Source organism: Ilumatobacter sp. (assembly GCF_039969435.1).
GTDB lineage: Bacteria > Actinomycetota > Acidimicrobiia > Acidimicrobiales > Ilumatobacteraceae > Ilumatobacter_A.
This window is the reverse complement of record NZ_JBDVNU010000021.1, coordinates 83,677-100,184: the sequence shown is the minus strand read 5'-3', so window position 1 is coordinate 100,184 and position 16,508 is coordinate 83,677. Positions and strand designations below refer to the sequence as shown.

Annotated in this window: 12 protein-coding genes and 1 pseudogene; 8 read left to right on the top strand and 5 right to left on the bottom strand. The window is 67.6% G+C overall.

All coding sequences use genetic code 11. The features are described 5' to 3' along the window. Positions 1–54: 54 nt before the first annotated feature. Positions 55–798, top strand: a complete 744-nt coding sequence (locus tag ABJK40_RS12230; protein WP_348479551.1) for a methyltransferase domain-containing protein — start codon at positions 55–57, stop codon at positions 796–798. A gap of 34 nt (positions 799–832) precedes the next feature. Here ABJK40_RS12230 and ABJK40_RS12225 read toward each other — a convergent pair whose 3' ends face one another. Then, positions 833–2,485, bottom strand: a complete 1,653-nt coding sequence (locus ABJK40_RS12225) for an AMP-binding protein (RefSeq protein WP_348510280.1) — start codon at positions 2,483–2,485, stop codon at positions 833–835. A gap of 202 nt (positions 2,486–2,687) precedes the next feature. On the opposite strand from ABJK40_RS12225, the gene ABJK40_RS12220 reads away from it, so the two are divergent. From ABJK40_RS12220 to coaE, 3 genes are all read left to right on the top strand, one after another. Continuing rightward, positions 2,688–3,245 carry a DUF2087 domain-containing protein gene (locus tag ABJK40_RS12220; protein WP_348478230.1) on the top strand — a complete coding sequence of 186 codons (558 nt, stop codon included), beginning with the start codon at positions 2,688–2,690 and terminating at the stop codon, positions 3,243–3,245. Between the two features lie 464 nt (positions 3,246–3,709). Further along, a complete protein-coding gene (gene rpsA, locus ABJK40_RS12215; RefSeq protein WP_348478233.1) occupies positions 3,710–5,023 on the top strand; it encodes a 30S ribosomal protein S1 in 1,314 nt (437 codons plus the stop codon). Between the two features lie 106 nt (positions 5,024–5,129). Continuing rightward, on the top strand, positions 5,130–6,326 hold the full coding sequence (coaE, locus tag ABJK40_RS12210; RefSeq protein WP_348478229.1) for a dephospho-CoA kinase: 1,197 nt from the start codon (positions 5,130–5,132) through the stop codon (positions 6,324–6,326). A gap of 123 nt (positions 6,327–6,449) precedes the next feature. Here the strand turns inward: coaE and ABJK40_RS12205 are convergent. Continuing rightward, positions 6,450–6,803: pseudogene (locus ABJK40_RS12205) on the bottom strand (glutathione peroxidase); the annotation flags it as partial. A 145-nt stretch (positions 6,804–6,948) separates the two neighbouring features. Continuing rightward, positions 6,949–8,499 carry a sulfatase gene (locus ABJK40_RS12200; RefSeq protein WP_348478228.1) on the bottom strand — a complete coding sequence of 517 codons (1,551 nt, stop codon included), beginning with the start codon at positions 8,497–8,499 and terminating at the stop codon, positions 6,949–6,951. A 136-nt stretch (positions 8,500–8,635) separates the two neighbouring features. Here ABJK40_RS12200 and ABJK40_RS12195 point away from each other — a divergent pair, with 136 nt between their 5' ends. The 3 genes from ABJK40_RS12195 to ABJK40_RS12185 all read left to right on the top strand — a co-directional run bounded on the left by ABJK40_RS12195 (position 8,636) and on the right by ABJK40_RS12185 (position 12,346). Then, complete coding sequence (locus ABJK40_RS12195) at positions 8,636–10,045, top strand: hemolysin family protein (RefSeq protein WP_348478226.1); 1,410 nt, start codon at positions 8,636–8,638, stop codon at positions 10,043–10,045. Continuing rightward, positions 10,042–11,409 carry a hemolysin family protein gene (locus tag ABJK40_RS12190; RefSeq protein ID WP_348478224.1) on the top strand — a complete coding sequence of 456 codons (1,368 nt, stop codon included), beginning with the start codon at positions 10,042–10,044 and terminating at the stop codon, positions 11,407–11,409. The genes ABJK40_RS12195 and ABJK40_RS12190 overlap by 4 nt, the downstream gene beginning before the upstream one ends. 64 nt (positions 11,410–11,473) lie before the next feature. Further along, entirely contained in the window at positions 11,474–12,346 is an 873-nt protein-coding gene (locus ABJK40_RS12185; RefSeq protein ID WP_348478223.1) for an alpha/beta hydrolase, read from the top strand. Positions 12,347–12,417: 71 nt separating this feature from the next. Here ABJK40_RS12185 and ABJK40_RS12180 read toward each other — a convergent pair whose 3' ends face one another. Together ABJK40_RS12180 and ABJK40_RS12175 are read right to left on the bottom strand one after the other, a co-directional pair. After that, positions 12,418–13,869: a hypothetical protein gene (locus ABJK40_RS12180; protein ID WP_348478222.1), complete on the bottom strand. Its 1,452-nt coding sequence runs from the start codon at positions 13,867–13,869 to the stop codon at positions 12,418–12,420. Between the two features lie 54 nt (positions 13,870–13,923). Beyond that, complete coding sequence (locus tag ABJK40_RS12175) at positions 13,924–14,952, bottom strand: mechanosensitive ion channel family protein (RefSeq protein ID WP_348478221.1); 1,029 nt, start codon at positions 14,950–14,952, stop codon at positions 13,924–13,926. A gap of 235 nt (positions 14,953–15,187) precedes the next feature. Between ABJK40_RS12175 and ABJK40_RS12170 the strand changes: the two genes are divergently transcribed. Then, a complete protein-coding gene (locus tag ABJK40_RS12170; RefSeq protein WP_348478220.1) occupies positions 15,188–16,507 on the top strand; it encodes a UDP-glucose/GDP-mannose dehydrogenase family protein in 1,320 nt (439 codons plus the stop codon). The last annotated feature ends 1 nt before the right edge of the window (position 16,508 follow it).

Sequence of the window (16,508 nt, the reverse complement as noted above, 5' to 3'; positions counted from 1 at the left end):
GGTCGTTGCGCCCGGGCGCCGCAACAACCTCACGCGGTCGTCGAGGCCGGTTCGATGACGGGCGGTGGCGAGAGCCGCGACCACTGGTTCGAGGACCTGGCCGACCACATGGGGGAGGCGTACCTCCGGTACTCGTTCACCAAGGGCACGGTGCAGGAGGTCGACCACATCGTCCACGCACTCGGGCTGTCGAGGGGCGACCGGGTGCTCGACGTCGGTTGTGGCCCGGGTCGCCATGCACACGAACTGGCGCGTCGTGGCATCACCGTTCACGGCATCGACATCAGCGAACGCTTCGTGGAGATCGCCGCCGCCGGCGCCCCCGACGGTGCGACGTTCGAACGGTCGGATGCACGTTCTCTCACCTTCGACGCCGAGTTCGACGCGGTGATCTGCCTGTGTCAGGGCGCATTCGGGCTGATGACGGCGAGCGGCGAGGACACGGACGTGATCGACGGGATGGCCCGCGCCGTGCGCCTGGGTGGTCGCGTGGCGTTGAGTGCGTTCAGTGCGTACTTCGTCGCGAAGCACTGGCAGGGTGCCGACTTCGACGCCGACACCGGTGTCAACCACGAGGAGACCGAGATCAAGTCGGAGACCGGGGAGACCAAGACCGTCGACCTGTGGACCGGTTGCTACACGCCTCGCGAACTGCGGATGCTCCTCGACGGGAACGGGCTGACCGTCGACAGCATCAGCAGCGTCGAGCCCGGCGCCTACGGGTTCGACCGACCCACTCTGGACACCGCCGAATTCCTGGTCGTCGCAACGAGGACCACGTCCGCTCGCGGGCGCTGATCGCTCCGACGATCGGGTCCGACCCGCTGCTCGGCTACGAGCCCCCGGCGTCGGCGATGTCGCCGAGGCCGAGTTCGGCGATCGACGTCTCCCGCATCTCGACCTTGCGGATCTTGCCGGTGACGGTCATCGGGAACTCGTCGACCAACCGCAGGTAGCGGGGAACCTTGTAGTGCGCGATGCGGCCCTGGCAGAACGCCCGCATCGTCTCCAGGTCGATGGTGGCGCCGGTCTTCGGCTTGATCCACGCCATCAGTTCCTCGCCGTACCTCGCATCGGGCACGCCGATCACCTGCACGTCCTCGACCGCCGGGTGCGTGTACAGGAACTCCTCGACCTCACGCGGGTAGACGTTCTCGCCGCCGCGGATCACCATGTCCTTGATGCGGCCGACGATGTTCACGTAGCCGTCGTCGTCCATCACCGCGAGGTCGCCCGTGTGCATCCACCCGTCGGCGTCGATCGCCGCGGCGGTCCTGTCCGGGTCGTTCCAGTACCCCTGCATCACCGAATATCCGCGTGTGCAGAACTCGCCGGTCTCACCACGGGCGATCGTGTCGCCGGTGGCGGGGTCGCACACGCGGATCTCGACGTGCGGATGAACGACACCGACCGACTCTGTGCGGTGTTCGATCGTGTCGCCGGGCAGGGTCTGGGTGGACACCGGTGAGGTCTCGGTCATGCCGTAACAGATCCCGACGTCGGCCATGTTCATCCTGTCGATGCACCCGCGCATCACCTCGATCGGGCACAGCGACCCCGCCATCACACCCGTCCGCAGCGAGGACAGGTCGTAGCCGTCGAAGTCGGGGAGCGCCATCTCGGCGATGAACATCGTCGGCACGCCGTACAGCGACGTGCAGCGTTCGTCCTGGACCGCGCGCAGCACCACCGACGGATCGAACGCGTCGCCGGGGATCACCATCGTGGCGCCGGTCGACACGCAGCCGAGGTTGCCCATCACCATGCCGAAGCAGTGGTAGAAGGGAACGGGGATGCACAGCCGATCGCCGGCCCCCAGTTGTTGCAGCGAGGCGACGAAGTAGCCGTTGTTCAGGATGTTCCGGTGCGTGAGCGTCGCCCCCTTGGGGAAGCCGGTCGTGCCCGACGTGTACTGGATGTTGATCGCATCGTCGGCGGAGAGTCCTCGAGATCGATCGTCGGCTCGTCGCATCGCGCCGGCGTCGTCGACGAACAGTTCGTCCCAGTCGTCGTCCCAGAAGAAGACCGCCCGCTCGAGCGTGGGCACGTCTGCACGAACCTGCTCGGTCATGGCCCGATAGTCGGAGGACTTGAAGGTCGGCGCAGCGATCAGCCAGCGGCACTCGGACTGATGGAGCGCATACGCCAACTCGTGCGTCCGGTACGCAGGATTGATGTTGACCAGGATGATGCCGACGTGGGCGGTGGCGAATTGGACCAGCGTCCACTCGGCGTGGTTCGGGCTCCACAACCCGACCCGGTCACCCGGCTCCAGTCCGGCGGACACGAAGCCTGTGGCGAGTCGGCGGACGCGATCGGCGAACTCGTCGTAGGTCCACCGGATCCCCTGATGACACGACACCAGCGCCTCGCGGTGGCCGTGTTCGCGCACGGTCCGACCGAGAGCCTCGCCGATGGTCGTGTCGAGCAACGGTGTGTCGGTGGGCCCGATCGCCATCGCCGGCTTCCTCGTCTCCGTGGTCATGACCGTGTCCTCACCTTCGCTCGACTCCAGGTCGCCAGCTTCGCACGGTCGAGCGACGTGCTCGAGAGCGCGGACTCGGCCGATGGCGCCGAGGTGATTCGGCGACGACCGGACGCGGGATCGGCGGGAACGCGTCAGTGCCCGCACGGATACCGATCCGTTGTCGGGTCCATCGTCGGATCGGTCTGGTTCACTGGAGACGGTGAGTCCTGTCGAACGACTGAAGACGCTGCTCGACACGGACCGGCTCGCTGTCGCCGGTGCGCTGGTCGCAGGTGTGGCCACGACCGAGTCGTTGGTCGACGCCACCGGGATCGAGCGACGCCGGGTCCTCGAGGCCCTCGCCGCGCTCGGCGCGTCGGGACTGGTCGAGGTGTCCGAGAGTGGGCACCGCCTCGACGTGGAGACGTTGCGCTCGATCGCCGCCGATCTCGTCGATCCGGATCTCCCGATGGATCCCGCCATCGGCTTCGGCATGACCGACGAGGAGCGCGAGGTGCTGTCGCGGTACTTCGAGGGTCGCACGCTGACGTCGGTGCCGACCTCGCGTGCGAAGCGGTTGATCGTGTTGGAGCGTCTCGCGCTCGAATTCGACATCGGCAAGCACTACGCCGAGCGTGAGGTCAACTCGATCCTCGGCGGGTTCAACCCCGACTGGTCGACGTTGCGGCGTCACCTCGTCGACGAGGGCCTCCTCGATCGGGACCACAACGTCTACTGGCGCAGCGGTGGTCGGGTCGCCGGCGTCTACCGCGGCTGACTCCTGCGCCGAGTCCCGATCGTTGCGGTGAGTTCGGGTCGGGTTGGGGGCGACGGAGGCTCACCGCTCGGGTCGGTCTGGTGGTCGTGGTGAGTTCGGGTCGGGTTGGGGGCGACGGAGACTCACCGCTCGGGTCGGTGTGGATCGTTGCGGTGAGTTCGGGTCGGGTTGGGGGCGACGGAGGCTCACCGCTGCGGTGTGAGGGCGTTCGGGCTGGGATCGGAAGCGGGGGTGGTACCATCGTCGGTTGCGTTCTCGTCCCGAGGCGCGCGCCTGTTCCCATGAACCTGCGTTCATCGATCCGTTTCCGAAAGCCGATTCCCTTGACCGACACCACCATCGCCCCCGACACCATCGAAGAGAACCCCGAGGCCACGCCGGCCGCGGCCGCCGACACCGGGTTCGGCACCTTCGACTCGGAGGGCAACTACACCCCACGCGAGATCATCTCCGACGACCTCGGAATGTCCTTCGAAGACGCCATCGCCGGCACCATGGTCGAGGTCGAAGACGGCCAGATGGTCAACGGCACCGTCGTGAAGATCGACAAGGACGAGGTCCTCGTCGACATCGGCTACAAGAGCGAAGGCGTGATCCCCGCCCGTGAGCTGAGCATCCGCAACGACGTCGACCCGTCCGAGGTCGTCGGCATCGGCGAAGTGATCGAAGCACTGGTCCTCACCAAGGAGGACAAGGAAGGTCGCCTCGTCCTCTCCAAGAAGCGTGCGCAGTACGAGCGTGCCTGGGGCGACATCGAGCAGAAGAAGGAGAACGACGAAGTCGTCTCCGGTCCGGTCATCGAAGTGGTCAAGGGCGGTCTCATCGTCGACATCGGTCTGCGCGGCTTCCTGCCCGCATCGCTCGTCGAACTGCGTCGTGTGCGCGACCTCGCTCCGTACATCGGTACGCAGGTCCACGCCAAGATCATCGAACTCGACAAGAACCGCAACAACGTGGTGCTGTCCCGTCGCGCCTACCTGGAGGAGAACCAGAAGGAGACCCGCGACCAGTTCCTCAACAACCTCAAGGTCGGCGAGGTCCGCGAGGGAACCGTGTCGAGCGTCGTGTCGTTCGGTGCGTTCGTCGATCTCGGTGGCATGGACGGACTCATCCACGTGTCCGAACTGTCGTGGAAGCACGTCGACCACCCCGGTTCCGTGGTCGCCGTCGGCGACCCGGTCAAGGTGCAGGTCCTCGACGTCGACTTCAGCCGCGAGCGCATCAGCCTCTCGCTGAAGGCCACGCAGCAGGATCCGTGGCAGGAGTTCGCCGAAGGTCACCAGGTCGGTCAGCTCGTCTACGGACGGGTCACCAAGCTGGTGCAGTTCGGTGCATTCGTGCAGGTCGGCGACGGCATCGAAGGCCTCGTCCACATCTCGGAGATGTCGGCGCACCACGTCGACAGCCCCGAGCAGGTCGTCACGCCGGGTGAGGAGCTGTGGGTCAAGATCATCGACCTCGACCTCGCTCGTCGCCGCATCAGCCTCTCGATCAAGCAGGCCGCCGAGGGTGGCGAGCTCGCTGCCGAGTACCGCGAGCACTTCGAGATCGACGCCGCCGGCAACTACGTGCAGGGTGAGGCGTCGGCCGAAGCCGAAGCGGCGTGGAGCGAGTACTACGGCGACGGTTCCGAGAAGCCTGCGGGCGAGGCCGAGGCGTCGAGCGATGCCGAGCAGGCGGACGACGCCGCCGGCGACGACGCGGCGACCGAGGAGGCTCCGGCTGCTGCCGAGGCGTCCACCGACGAGGCGTCCGAGGAGACCCCCGTCTCGGAGTGACCGTGCTCGGCCGTCGAGGCCGATCGAATCCTGGCGATGCCCGACTCCTCGGAGTCGGGCATCGCTCGTTTTCCGACCGCTGCGCCGATCGGGCAGTATCGCGGTGATGATCCTCGTGGGACTGACAGGTGGAATCGGAGCGGGCAAGTCGACGGTGTCGAAGCTGTTGGCCGAGCGGGGAGCGGCGATCGTCGATGCGGACCAGATCGCTCGTGATCTGCAAGCGCCGGGAACGCCCGTGGTGGCGGCGATGGCCGAGCGATTCGGCGACCAGATCCTCGACGCGGACGGGGCGCTGATCCGACCCGAGGTCGCCAAGATCGTGTTCTCCGACAAGGCCGCACTGAAGGACCTCAACGGAATCGTCCATCCGGCGATGCAGTCCGAGATCCAGCGCCAGATCGACGAACATCGCGACACCGACCGCGTCGTCGTCCTCGACTTCCCACTCCTCGGCGAGAACCCCCGCAAGGGCCTCGCCGCAACGATCGTCGTCGACGTCCCGCCGGAGATCGCAGTGGAGCGAGCCGTCGAGAGGGGCATGGAGGAGTCCGACGTGCGCCAGCGGATCGAGTCGCAGATGCGTCGCGAGGACCGTCGCGCCATTGCCACCCACGTCATCGACAACTCGGGGGATCTCGACGCACTCGTGTCGCGCGTGGAACGCGTCTGGGCACAGATCCGTACGCTGCCGGCCACCGAGTCGAGTGATCTCGGTGAGCCCGCCGACACCACGCGTGTGGCATGGGTGTTCGGGTACGGATCGCTGGTGAGCCCGGCGTCGCTGGCTCGGACCATCGGACGCCTCGCCCGGCCGGGTCGCGACTTCCATGCAGCGGTGCTCGGAGGATTCGGACGTCGGTGGAACTACGGGGTCGGCCACGTCTCGGGCTCGTGGACGAGCGACGACGGGACGCGCGTCGACGACGGCACCATCGTGGCGCTCGGTCTCGTCCGTGCGGACGACGAAGCCGTCAACGGGGCGATCGCATCGGTCACCGAGGCCGAGCTGGCCGACCTCGATCACCGAGAGCGCTCCTACGACCGCGTCGACGTCTCCGATCTCGTGGCCGTCGCGGAAGGGGTCGACCTGGGCGGGCTCGCAGTGTTCACGTTCGTTCCCGCCGTCGATGCCGTCGAGCGGTACGAGCGGGCCCGAGATGCGGGCACCGCAGGCATTCGACGCACCTACTGGGACCTCGTCGACGATGCGTTCGCCGTGGCGGGCGAGGGGGAGCGCCGCCGGTTCCACGACACGACACCGGAACCGGACGTGCCGATCGTCGACGTCGACGAGGACTGACCCCACGGACCCGACCGATCGGCCGGACCAGGTCTGACCCATCGCGGCCGTCCGGGGGCAGCGGGCGACCAGGGGACGGGCGACCGACCTCGAACTCGGGCCGGCCCCCGACGCACGGCTCCGTCAGCGGAAGCGGTCGAGATCGGGTGCGATCTCCTCGGGGGTGGTCTGGGGTTCGTAGCGCTTGACCACGGCTCCGGACGCGTCCACGAGGAACTTCGTGAAGTTCCACGCGATGTCGGAGGACTCGCCGTCACCGGGCTGACTGGCCTTGAGCAACGTGTAGAGCGGCACCTCGTCGTCGCCGTTGACGTCGACCTTGGAGAACATCGGGAAGTTCACGTCGAACTCCGCGGTGACGAACTCGAGGATCTCGGCATCGGTGCCGGGCTCCTGGTTGGCGAACTGGTTGCACGGGATGCCGAGCACGACCAGGTCGTCGTTGTCGTTGTGGAGCGCACGCAGACCTGCGTACTGAGGCGTGAGGCCTCAAGCGCTCGCGACGTTGACGACGAGGACGAGCGTGCCCTCGTAGTCGGAGAAGTCGACCTGGTCGCCCGTGATGGACGTCATCGTGATGTCGTGGAAGTTCATGACATGGGACGGTAGCGCTGCGCAGGCGTCACGGCAGCCCGAGCCGCACGAGCTGGTCGGTCGGTGCCTGCAGATCGTCGAGTGCGGTGCGGAGCAACTCGACCAGTGCCGTCTCGTCGGTGGTGCCCGACCGGTTCTCGGTCTCGTCGGGGTCGACGGACACGTCGTACAGCTCGTGGACGGGCTCCACCTCGGGTCGCAGCGCCCAGAACGGGACGGCGTCACCGACGTCGAACGGCTGACGGATCACGGCGACGTCGCTGTGGGGCATCGTGTCGAGCGTCGCCCGATGGTCGGGATGTGGCAGGCGGAGGTTCGGCAACGAGTGGATCGGCATCGTCGACCAGCGGTTCGACCACATCGACAGCGGCCGGTTCGTCGCGAGCGGCGCACGTGTGTATCGGTGCGTGTCGTCGACGATCGTGATCTCGCGTCCCCAGTAGCCGGTCAGCGCCCAGTCGCGGATGCGGTCGGCCGACCCGTCGATCAACGGGACGATCGAGTGGCCGTGGGTGCCGTTCGGTGGATTGACGCCGAACACGTCGCAGAGCGTCGCGAACAGGTCGACCGTGGTGGTCAGCGAGTCGACGGTCGTCGGTCGCGCCCCGGGCCAGGCCACCAGGAGGGGAATGTGTCCGAGCGTGCCGTGGACCGGGGCACCGGGCTTCCCGAACATGTCCCGCTCGCCGAGGTAGTGGCCGTGGTCGGTGCACAGGATCAGGGCCGTGTCGCTCCACAGGTCCTGCTCGTCGAACCGGTCGAGGATCCGCCCCAGCCAGTGGTCGATGAACGTCAGCTTGGCGCCGTAGTTCGCTCGCACGTGGCGAGCCGACCGTTCGTCGATGGCACCCGATGCGATCGCGTCGATTGCATAGGGCGGCCAGATGATGTTCGGCCCGTCCCAATCGGGGTCGTATCGGTTCGCCCACGGCTCGGGCACGTCGAACGGCTCGTGAGGATCGAACTCGTCGACGACCAGCAGGAACCGCTCCGACTGCGGCGCCTGGGTCGCGAGCCAGTCCGCTGCTGCCTGCATCGTGCGGGGGCCGGGGAACTCGGCTTCGGATCCGAACCACGTCCGGTTCGTCTCGTACGGGTGGTGCCGCGGCGCCGGACGGGCCGGTAGTGCCGGCGTGCCGAGCCACGAGGGGTCGACGGCGGTCTTCCACGGATCGCCTTCGTGCCCGCGGGTGTAGTCCCATGCGGCGAAGTCGGTGTGGTAGTTCTCGCCCCCGGTTTCGAAGAGGTGCGGGTGGTCGGACACGAGCATCGTGGTCACACCCTCGTCGCGGACGAGACGGGTGATCGGCGTGTCCCACAACTCCACCGACCCCCACGGTCGCCAGAGGAAGTCGAGCGTGCCGCACAGCAGGTCGTGGCGCGCCGGCATGCACGGGAGCGCGCCGGTCTGGTGATTGGTGAACCGCAGGGATCGAGCGGCGATGCGATCGAGGTTCGGGGTGTCGAACTCGCGCCCACCGTAGGAGCCGAGCATGTGGCGGTTGAGGCTGTCGAGCAGCACGACCACGGCGTTGAGGGGCCGCTCCGACGGCGGTTCGAGGCGTGGTCCGTCGCTCATCTCGCCATCGTGTCAGTTGCACGTACGCACGGGTGAGGCGTGGCACCGGATACCATCGGCGTCCGAATGTCCGACGACCGAACCTCGACGTCCCGCGACCTGCTCGCGGTGCGTCATCCTCCGAGTTGTTGACGCCATGACGACCGCAGTGGGTCTGATCGCCGTCGCCCTCCTCATCGCCGCCAACGGCTACTTCGTTGCTGCCGAGTTCGCCTACGTGGCAGCTCGCAGATCGAAGCTGGCAGAAGCCGCTGATGGTGGTGACAAGAAGTCGGTCCGCGCCGTGGCGGTTCACAAGCGGTTGAGCTTCATGCTCTCGGGCGCTCAACTCGGCATCACGGTCACGTCGCTGGTGCTGGGCTTCATCGCCCGTCCCGCCATCGCCAGCGTCATCGAGCCGCTGCTCGAAGCGGTCGGCGTGGGCGAAGGTGCCAGCTTCGGCGTGTCGCTCACACTGGCCTTCGTCCTGGCGACGATCGCTCAGATGGTGTTCGGCGAACTCGCCCCGAAGAATCTCGCCATCGCCAAGCCGGAGCCGGTGGCGCGAGCCGTCGCTGGCTCGACGTTGATCTTCATGAAGGTCGCCGGACCTCTGATCCGCCTGTTCGACGGTGCGGCCAACCGGCTCCTGCGCCTCGTCGGCATCGAACCGGTCGACGAACTCCACGCCGGCGTCTCGGCAGAGGAACTCGACCTGATCGTGGACTCCTCGGCGGAATCGGGCCACCTCACCGAGTCACAGGCCGGTTTGCTGGAACGGGCGCTCGACTTCGGCGAGCTCGAAGCCTCCGACGCGATGGTCGCATGGAACAAGGTCGTCTCGATCGACGGAGTCGCCACGGCGACGGACCTGCGTGATGCCATGGCATCGCGTCGCTCACGATTCCCGGTGGTCGACTCCGACGGCAAGGTGGCCGGAATCGTCCACGCGAAGGATCTGCTCGGCGTGGACCGCACGAAGTACGACACGACGCTGGTCCAGACCCTGATGCACGACGTGATCGCAGTGCCCGAGGCCGCGAGCCTCACCGCGGTGCTCGGTCAGTTGCGTACCCATTCGACGGAGATGGCGCTGGTGATCGACGAGTACGGCGGTCCAGCCGGGATCATCACCCTCGAGGACATCGTCGAGGAACTCGTCGGCGAGATCGAAGACGAGTACGACCCGACCGAGACCAGCGAGCAGACCGAGGACTCGCCCGGCGTGTGGACGGTCACGGCGACCTCGCGTCCCGACGAGATCGAACGGGCGACCGGCCTGCTGCTCCCCGACGGCGAGTACGACACGGTGGCGGGTCTGGTGCTCGACCAGCTGGAGCGCATCGCCGAGGTCGGTGACGAGGTGACCGTCGACGGGATCCTGATCGAGGTCACCGAGATCGACGGATACGCGATCGAGGAGGTCCGGATTCAGGTCGATCCCGACCACGTCGATCCCGCAACGGAGAGCAGGGAGCGCAGCGGTCGCGGCCGGAACAACGGCGACGCGGTCGACGACGACCGCGACGCGACGCGACGTGACGCCGGCGACGGGGAGGAGTCGTGAACGCGGTCCTGGCCGTCGAGGCAGGCATGCGCGAAGGCGTGCAGTTCGACGGACCCGCGTTGATCCTCGCCCTGGTCCTGCTCGTTCTGAACGGATTCTTCGTTGCGGCCGAGTTCGCGCTCCTCGCGTCGCGGCGGTCGCGCATCGAACAGCTCGCCGCCGACGGCAACAAGAAGGCGAAGTCGGCGCTCGCCGGGATCCGTGAGCTGACGCTGATGCTCGCCGGAGCCCAACTCGGGATCACGATGTGCTCGCTCGGCCTCGGTCTGGTGGCCGAACCCGCCGTGGCTGCGATCTTCGAAGGGCTGTTGGGCAACGTCGACTTCCTGCACGACAACGTCATCTTCGGCACCGAGTGGTCGCACGTGATCGGCTTCGCCATCGCTCTGTCGATCGTGGTGTTCCTCCACATGGTGGTGGGCGAGATGGCACCCAAGTCGTGGGCGATCTCGCATCCCGAGGACTCGGCGCTCACGCTCGCCCGCCCGTTCCGGGCCTTCGTCACCGTGTTCCGTCCGGTGATCTGGTTCATGAACGGCATCGCCAACATGGTGGTGCGGGCGTGTGGCGTCGAGCCGCAGGACGAGCGGGCCATGGCGCACTCGCCCGGCGACCTGCGGTTGCTGCTCGACGAGTCGGCGGGGCATGGTGGCCTGGCCGCCACGGAGCACCAGCTGCTGACCCGGTCACTCGAACTGTCGGGCCTCACGGCCTCCGACGCAATGACGGTGCGTCGCGACATCATCGCGGTGTCGGCAGACTCGACAGCCGACGTGGCGGCCGGCGAGGCGCACCGGACGGGTCGCAGCCGGATCATCGTGTTCGACGGCGACCTCGACCACGTGAAGGGTTTCGTCCACGCCAAGGACCTGCTGCGCCTGCCGAACGGCACGTGGAACTCGACGATGGTCGGCGCCATCACCCGGCGGGTGATGGTCACTCCGGAGCACCACCGCCTGGAGGATCTGCTGTTGGAGATGCAGACCGAGCGACAGCACGTCGCGCTCGTGATCGACGAGCACGGCACGGTCGTCGGTCTGGTCACGCTCGAGGACGTGATCGAGGAACTGATCGGTGACTTCGACGACGAGTCGGACCAGCGGATGCGGGAGTGCGAGCGGCTCGGTGACGGGTCGTACCGGCTCAACGGCACCCTGCGGAGTGACGAGTTCGAGGAGTACACGGGGGTTCCACTCCCGGCGGGTGACTGGCAGACGGTGGCCGGATTCGTGATCGCCGCGCTCGACGAGATCCCTGCGGTCGGCGACCGGGTGGACACCGAGATCGGGCAGTTCGAAGTGCTCTCGATGGACGCCTACGCCATCGATTCGCTCCGCGTTCGTCTGTCCGCCGACGCGACCTGAGGCGACCTCGGCCGGTCGTCTCGTGGTCGGCGTCGGGCGAGCACCTTGCACGTACGCTTCCGCGATGGCACAGGTTCAGGCGAACGGCATCACCATCGAGTACGAGCAGCACGGCGAGGGCGGCGATCCGCTGCTGCTCGTGATGGGGCTCGGCGGCCAACTCACCGACTGGCCCGACGGGTTCGTCGGGCAACTCGTCGATGCCGGGTTCCGGGTCACGGTCTTCGACAACCGTGACATCGGGCTGAGCACCGAGTTCGACTGGGTGCCGTTGACACCTGCGCGTGCGGTCGCCAAGGTCCTGACCAAACGGCCGGTGAGAGCCGGGTACACGATCGTCGACATGGCAGCTGATGCCGACGGACTCCTCGATGCGCTCGGGATCGAGTCGGCGCACATCGTGGGCATGTCGATGGGTGGGATGATCGCCCAGCAACTCACGATCGACTTCCCCGGTCGCGTCCGTTCCCTCACGTCGATCATGTCGAACCCGGGCGACGGCAGGTCCGGGCGGATCACCGGCAAGGTGATGGCGAAGATGGCCCGGATGCCCGACCCGACGCCCGAGAACGCAGCGGACCGCTCGGTCGAGAGCTTCTCGCTGTGGAGCGGCCCCCACTTCGACCCCACCCTCCATCGGGTCCGGTCCCAGGCGAGCGTCGAACGCAGCTTCCGACCGGTCGGCACCGCTCGCCAGACCAATGCGATCGCGGCCAGCCCGGACCGGACGCCGGGCCTGCGGCGGATCACGGTTCCGACGCTCGTCGTCCACGGCCTGGTCGACCGACTCGTGAAGCCGAGCGGCGGCATGGCGACCGCGGCTGCAGTGCCCGGTTCGACCCTGGTGATGTTCCCCGACATGGGCCACGACCTGCCCGAACCGCGATGGGACGACATCGTCGGTGCGATCCGCCGGACGGCCGACGCAGCGACCTGACCCGGACGGGACGGCACCTCACGGTCCGGGCCTCGCGAGACGCGTCGACGCCCGTGACGCGGTGCCGTGACTCAGTCGTGGAAGACGTGACCGATCGGTGACGCGCGACGCACGTAGCCGAGGATCGGCGTGGCGCGCACCACGGCGTCGACGCCCTGGGGCATCGCGGTGCGCTCGCTCGCCCGCCAGGCCGTGATGGTGTCCGACGTGCCGTCGTCGAGCGCCACGTACAGGCTGTAGCGATCGCCTTCGAGACGCTTCACCCACGAGCGGGGAAGTGGGGTGACCTCAGCGGGGCGACGGGCACGGATGACCACGCCGGTTCGCTCGATCGTGTTGAACATGTCGGCGGCGCCGGCGAAGGCCGCCCAGGCGCCCACGAGCACGAGAATGACGGTGACGAAGGTGATCCCGGTGGCGATGTGACTGATCAACCAGTCCTGTTCGGAGAACCGCTCGTAGAGGGAGTCCCATGCCTCGGCCCGGGCCACGTCGGCGAAGAAGCTCCGTGCTCTCAGCCCGACGAACATCGCCAGGAGGCCGCCGAGGAGGGCGTACACCGGGTTGATCCCGTAGATCGGCCGCCACGGGTATCGCACGCGCACGAGCCGACCGGCTCCACCGACGGCGCTCCACGCCCGATAGTGGTCCTCGCGTGCGAGGGGGAGTTCGACCCGGGCCCCGTCGGCGAGCGACATCGCCGCCGCGTAGGCCAGGCGGCGGTCTCCGACCTCGAGCGCGCTCGCTGCCATCGGAGCGAACCCGGACGCGACGAGCCGTTGGCGCACGGCGAGCCAGCGTCCGGTCGCGTGGACACCCGCCTCGGTGTGCGTGACGTCGTTGCTGATCACGTGACGCACGATGCGCACGATCAGGAGGATCAGCCCGGCCAGGGTGACGATCGCGATGATCCGCCTCTCGATGGAGTCGACGACCGCGACGGGCGTGCCGTCGTCTCGCGAGACGTTCCAGGCGAGGAGCCCCAACAGGGCGGCGGCGACGGGACCACCGAGCAGGATCGGGTTCCAACGTCGCGTCACGAGCCCGGCCCGCTTGGCCTCGGCGTGCACCAGGCTCCGGAACCGTCGCCACCACGGACCTCGGATGTCGACCGCCAGGTGACGTGCGGGGATCGCCTGGTCGGTGGTGAAGCGAGCGAGGATGTGTTGGAGCACCAGGCGTTCGTGCGGGAGCAGCGCGTCCCCGTCGTAGGCCTCCGACGCAGGGCGGACCCGGCTGGTCTCGTCGTCGGTCACGGGCGGCAGGATGCGCAGCCAGCCGCGTGACGCGAGGTCGACGACCGTGGCGCGCATGCCCGCCGCCGTGACGGTCGCGTCGTTGGTGAGGAGGTTCACCACCGCGGGGGACTCCTTGCGCAGTGCGCCTGATTCACCGACTGATGCGATGCGAGAGGGTGTCGCCCGTCGTTCCGCGAACGAGAGGCCGACGTGTCCGGCGATGGCGAGCAGGACGGCGAAGCCGAGCATGGCTCCGCCGGGGGTGGCCGCGAGGAAATCGGTCATCGGACCTGATTCGAATCGCGGCTCGGCGGGTGGATCACGACCGTCATCATGGCATCAGGACTCCTGGTTTCGGAGCCACAGCGTGCGCTGAGGGAAGGGAATCTCGATGCCGGCGTCGTCGAAGGCCGACTTGAGCGCCTCGCGCAACGCCCGCTGCAGCGCCCATTGGGCGCCGGGTGCGGTCTTGACGACCATTCGCATCGTGATCCCGTCGGCGCCGAGCATCTCCACGCCGAGGACGTTCGGCGCGTCGAGCACGTCGCTCGACCACTGCTCCGACGTGCACACCGCGATCGCCGTCGATTCGACGAGCGAACGCACGGCGTCGAGGTCGGCGTCGTAGGCGACGTCGACGTCGACCACGGCGGTGGACCAGTGCTGCGACTTGTTGCCGACCCGACGGATCTCGCCGTTCGGCACGTGCCAGACCGTGCCGTCGAGCCCGCGCAGCACTGTCGTGCGGAGCGCGACCTCCTCGACGGTGCCGACGGCTTCACCGACGTCGACGACGTCACCGATGCCGTACTGGTCCTCCATCAGCATGAACACCCCGCTGATGAAGTCCTTGACGAGGCTCTGGGCGCCGAAGCCGAGTGCGACGCCGGCGATCCCTGCACCGGCGATCATCGGACCGAGGTTGATCCCGAGTTCTCCGAGGATCGTGATGAACGCGATCGTCCAGATCGCGATGATCGCCGTGTTCGACAGCACACTGCTGATGGACTCCGCTCGCGAGGCCCGTCGAGCGGCGGCTCGGACCTGCTCGTCGACGTCGTCGGGGTCGCCACTGGCCAGGATGCCAGGTCGGTCGATCCCGACGGCCTTCAATCGCCGCTGGACCGTGTCACGATCGGGAGCCACGAGGCGTCGCACGAGTCGATCGAGGACCCGCCGCGCGATCCTCGTCATCACCCAGGCGACGACGAGGATCAGCAGAATGCTGAGCGGTCGGTCGATCAGCCAGCCAGCGACGTTGGCGGCGATCTCGTTTCCGTTCGTGGCCTCGAAGACCTTCTCGCACACGAACGTGGGTTCCAACCCGCACGCGTCGACGAGGGGGTCATCGCTGAGCTGTCGCAACACGACGAGGACCGTATCGAACGGACGGGTCGCGTCGACGCCGCGGCCGCTGCTTTCGACCTGGCGAGCCCGGGACCGGGCCCTGATCGCTGCGACCGATCGCGGATGCTGCTCAAGACAGCGACCGAACCGCCCGATATCCTGTCGGCGGCCGGACGTACCGGATCGCCGTCCTTCGTCACATCGAGACCCGGAAGTCGATCCCATGAGCACCCTGATCACGCGAGGAAGTACCCCCATGCCAGCTACCGACATCCGACTCGGCGTGGTGGGCACGGGGTACGTGGGCCTGACCACTGGTGCGTGTTTCGCCCATCTCGGTCATCACGTCGTGTGCGGCGACATCGATCAGCGCAAGGTCGACCTCCTCAACGGCGGGAAGATCCCGATCGTGGAGGACGGCCTCGAACAGATCGTCAACGATGCCCGCGGTGCGGGTCGCCTCGAGTTCGTGCTCGGTTCCCAGGCGGCTGCGGCTGATGCCGACATCGTGTTCCTGTGCGTGCCCACGCCCCAGGGCGACGACGGCAGTGCGGACCTCTCCTACATCGAGCAGGCGGCGCGCGAGATCGCTCCGATCCTCAAGCCCGGTGCGGTCGTGGTCAACAAGTCGACGGTGCCCGTCGGCTCCACGATCGCCGTGGAGAAGGTGCTCCAGCGTGACGACGTGTCGGTGGTGTCGAATCCGGAGTTCCTGAGAGAAGGAACGGCGGTGAACGACTTCCTGATGCCGGACCGCGTGGTGGTCGGCGCGGCGAACCGTGCGGCAGCCGAGAAGGTCGCCGAGTTGTACGCAGGGATCGACACACCGGTGATCATCACCGACCCGGCCTCTGCCGAGACGATCAAGTATGCGGCCAACGGGTTCCTCGCGATGAAGATCAGCTTCGTCAACGCCGTCGCAGCGATGTGCGAGCACGTGGGAGCCGACGTGTCGGCGGTGGTCGAGGGGATCGGTTCGGACACCCGCATCGGCACACGCTTCCTCAACCCCGGGCCGGGATGGGGTGGTTCGTGTTTCCCGAAGGACAGCCGGGCGCTCGTGAAGATCGCCGAGGACCACGGGTACAACTTCTCGATGATGAAGGGCGTCATCGACGTCAACGACGAACAGCGTCGGCGGATGGTCGACAAGATCGCCAAGGCCGTCGGCCGACACCAGTCCGATCTGTCCGGGGTCCGCGTCGGTGGGATGGGCCTGACGTTCAAGGCCGGCACCGACGACCTGCGCGAGTCGCCTGCCATGGCGATCATCCGAGAACTCCGCAAGGTCGGCGCCGAGGTCAAGGCGTTCGACCCGACCACGTGCGGTGATCTCTCGCCGCACCAGGAGGTAACGCTCGCAGGCGTCGAACTGGTCGGAGACCTGATGGACATCGCCGACGGCGTCGACGTGATCTGTGTGTTCACCGAGTGGCCCGAGTTCGCCAAGGTCGATCTGGACGAGCTGGCCAGCCGCGTGGGCAAGGGCACCACGATCGTCGACACCCGCAACCTCTTCGACCCCGATGCGGTCAAGAATGCAGGCCTCCGCTACGACGGCGTCGGCCGGCGCTGAC

What these genes read in the sequence shown, in the direction of transcription:
- ABJK40_RS12230 (WP_348479551.1), top strand. Translation starts at nt 55, where the DNA reads ATGACGGGCGGTGGCGAGAGCCGCGACCACTGGTTCGAGGACCTGGCC.
- ABJK40_RS12225 (WP_348510280.1), bottom strand. Translation starts at nt 2,485, where the DNA reads ATGACCACGGAGACGAGGAAGCCGGCGATGGCGATCGGGCCCACCGAC.
- rpsA (WP_348478233.1), top strand. Translation starts at nt 3,710, where the DNA reads ATGTCCTTCGAAGACGCCATCGCCGGCACCATGGTCGAGGTCGAAGAC.
- coaE (WP_348478229.1), top strand. Translation starts at nt 5,130, where the DNA reads ATGATCCTCGTGGGACTGACAGGTGGAATCGGAGCGGGCAAGTCGACG.
- ABJK40_RS12200 (WP_348478228.1), bottom strand. Translation starts at nt 8,499, where the DNA reads ATGAGCGACGGACCACGCCTCGAACCGCCGTCGGAGCGGCCCCTCAAC.
- ABJK40_RS12195 (WP_348478226.1), top strand. Translation starts at nt 8,636, where the DNA reads ATGACGACCGCAGTGGGTCTGATCGCCGTCGCCCTCCTCATCGCCGCC.
- ABJK40_RS12185 (WP_348478223.1), top strand. Translation starts at nt 11,474, where the DNA reads ATGGCACAGGTTCAGGCGAACGGCATCACCATCGAGTACGAGCAGCAC.
- ABJK40_RS12180 (WP_348478222.1), bottom strand. Translation starts at nt 13,869, where the DNA reads ATGACCGATTTCCTCGCGGCCACCCCCGGCGGAGCCATGCTCGGCTTC.
- ABJK40_RS12170 (WP_348478220.1), top strand. Translation starts at nt 15,188, where the DNA reads ATGCCAGCTACCGACATCCGACTCGGCGTGGTGGGCACGGGGTACGTG.